The organism is Lichenihabitans sp. Uapishka_5 (assembly GCF_033947565.1).
GTDB lineage: Bacteria > Pseudomonadota > Alphaproteobacteria > Rhizobiales > Beijerinckiaceae > Lichenihabitans.
On the sequence record NZ_JARPVX010000160.1, the window covers coordinates 1 to 2991 of the forward strand.

The 2991-nt window shown below is 52.1% G+C and carries 2 protein-coding genes and 1 pseudogene; all 3 read right to left on the reverse strand.

Going from position 1 to position 2991, the window contains the following annotated elements; translation table 11 throughout:
• Nucleotides 1-635 precede the first annotated feature (635 nt).
• Entirely contained in the window at nucleotides 636-1199 is a 564-nt protein-coding gene (locus tag P7D22_RS22685; RefSeq protein WP_319936518.1) for an AAA family ATPase, read from the reverse strand.
• A gap of 555 nt (nucleotides 1200-1754) precedes the next feature.
• A pseudogene (locus tag P7D22_RS23615) lies at nucleotides 1755-2255 on the reverse strand (AAA family ATPase); the annotation flags it as partial.
• A 129-nt stretch (nucleotides 2256-2384) separates the two neighbouring features.
• A partial coding sequence (locus tag P7D22_RS22690; protein ID WP_319936519.1) for a fumarate hydratase C-terminal domain-containing protein occupies nucleotides 2385-2991 on the reverse strand: 607 nt, incomplete at its 5' end.

Consider the following 2991-nt stretch of genomic DNA (forward strand, 5'->3'; position numbering starts at 1 on the left):
GGCCAATAGGATGGGGGGCTGGGGGGTATCGCGGGAGGTGATGGGAGCTGCTACGGGCATGAATAGCATGCAGTCTTTAAGTTGGAGACGTCAACCACCAGCAAGGCATATTCATATTGACCATGAACCGCGCAACGGCAGGACTAGATACAGCGCAACGATGTAAGCGCACCTTTTTTAAGAGAGAGGCTCCTACTGTCGTCTCCTTATACTCAATCCCCGCAGTTTTGAGTAGACTCTTAAGCACGTGCTTTCCTCCGCTGCCCTCCATACTATACGTGTAATTGGGATTGATTATAGTAGTTTTCATCAATGCCTCATCAGACAGAATTATGTTCTCAATCATTCTATCAGAAACAAGTACATGTGTTGACGTCCGGCTTGCGCCGGCTGTTATCAATGCTGTCGTAATCACACCATGTATATGTGAAGCGCTTTCGGAACGTCTCTCTCGGTCAACCCATACTACTACAGCGTCACCTCGAAAATCCAGTGCTCTATAAAGCGTTACAATCTGGTCAGCTAAAGCATCCGTCGTCCACCCTGTGCCGTTAGAAACGGACACAACATGAACATAGTGAAAATTATTGTTGAGAAAGTTCCGCTCCATGCGGCCTTCTACGAAGGCCAGAATGCTAGGAAACGGCATTGGAAGCGTAGTAGTGGCCTAACCCAAAGCGCGTTCTATTAATCTCTGCCTCAATATGCTCCGGTCTTCTAACTCTCTTGCAGCTAGTAAGGCCGTCAGAAAAGCTAAACAGGATTAGTTCAGATGGTGTAACTTGATTAATTAAAGTCTCGCTGTGAGTTGAAATTATATAATACTCAGAGGAATTTCTTTCTTCAAGGTTCATTCTTATCAAGTCGACTAAAGATTGCTGCATTTTCGGATGTAGGAAGTTCTCGGGCTCTTCAACTGAGTAAGATCCACCTTGCACCACTATCATTGAGACAAAAGCTAACCATTTGATTGTACCGTCACTTAGCGCTTGAAGTGAAAGGCGGAGCGGGCGTTCCGGCCCACCCACGCTGACAAAGACCAGATACTTTCCCGAATGAGGATCAGCAGAGACGCTAAGATCCGAAAGTTCGGGCAGTACCAGCTTAGTCCACTCAATCACAGTGTCTAAAGTATCTTTTCCGTATCGATTGAAGTAATACTCATACTGTGGGCGTGGGGATCTCTTCACTTGCTGCATGTGATATAATGTTGCTGATAAGCCAGACCCATCGGATCGGATGACAGGCTGCTCGGAGAGCTGATCTGGCTCACGCGCCTTATCTGGAGCTATATTGAAAACCCTTCCCCGAGTCACAGCTGCTCTTATCGCGTCGAACGCAGGCCGTCCGCGAGGAATAAGCAAGCTCTCGTTCGGACCTGGAGAATTAATCAGGCCTGGTTCGGATTTATGACTAATTAGTCGAGGAGAGCTTGTGCGAGGGAGGCTCCGACGAGCGTATCGGAGGGGATTTCTAAATCCTGTTGAAAAAAGCTTTCTGCTAACATATACTTTAGGCTCTATCTCAGCCGACGAAGATCGGCGCTGAATGCTGATGGTTCCAACTAGTCGATTTGATACAGTGGACTCCTGCTTAGAATGCAGTGAGTAGACGCGAATCCTCTCTGAGGAAATATAGATACTCGACTCAGACCGACTGAATCGTACCTCGAGAAAGTATTCGAATTTAAAATAGTGGCGGCCTTCAGGATCTGCGTATGCACTAGAAACATCGCCTAATCCGCTGAAGCGAGCAGAAACCTTAGGAGACGACTTCCTAAGATTTTCCTGGCTGAAAACTCGCGAGACGCCGCCTGACCTGGAAACCGCTGACGATGCGCCATCCAATAGTACGTAAGAGATGAAGGCGAGAAAATCGATAAAATTAGTCTTCCCCGCACCATTTGGACCAACAAGCACGTTTAATCCACGCTCAAGTCGTATACTAAAAGATCTTAGAGATCTAAACCCATCGATAAAATACCTCGCGGCAAAATCCCTTTTATCTGTATCATACAGATCAGCAATGAGCTGATAAGTGCCACGTCGGTCCACAAATAGGATCTGTCCGACTTCAGCAAGCTCTTGCAATTCTCGACTTAGAGTCTGTTCTGGTGTAACTCCGACAGATCCGACTTCAGATACAATCCTCCCAAGTTCGTCCTGAATCAACGCTTGACGTGTAAACTTTTTTTCTGGGTCCTTGGACGCCTGCCTTCTTACCGCAGACAGAACCGCCTCAGTCCACTCCACCATAACTTACCGGTTCCTGAGTGCGAACGACACGCCTAATCCTCATGTTTGTATGAGCCTACAGCTGCTAAGAATCCGAAATCAAGCACGAAGTCGACATGCACCTGATGACGCTGTGGAGTTGGATTATTGTTAGGGGTGCGTCGGCCAAAGAACAGTCGAGGACAGTGTCGTTGCAAACACCCGCCGCACCACCGGCCTCTTCCACAGCGACGGCCCCGTCTGGTGCACCGACGCCCCCGTGGCATCCACCGCCACCGTGACCGGCATGTCGGCCACCACGAATTCGTGGATCGCCTCCATGCCGAGGTCGGCAAAGGCCAGCACGCGGGCGGAGCGGACGGCCTTGGACACCAGATAGGCGGCGCCGCCGACGGCGATCAGGTAAGCGGCGCCGTGGCGGCGGATGGCCTCGATGGCGGCGGGGCCGCGCTCGGCCTTGCCGATCATCACCAGCAGGCCGGTGGCGTCGAGCACCGTGTCGGTGAACGGGTCCATGCGGGTGGCCGTGGTGGGGCCGGCGGGGCCCACAACTTCGTCGCGCACAGCATCGACCGGGCCGACGTAATACAGGGCGCGATCCTTCAGATCGACCGGCAGGGGCTCGCCGCGCGCGATCATCTCCATCATGCGCTTGTGGGCGGCGTCGCGGCCGGTGAGCATGCGGCCCGACAGGAGCAGCGTGTCGCCGGCCCGCCAGGTCGCGACCTCGTCGCGAGCCAGCACATCGAGGTCGACG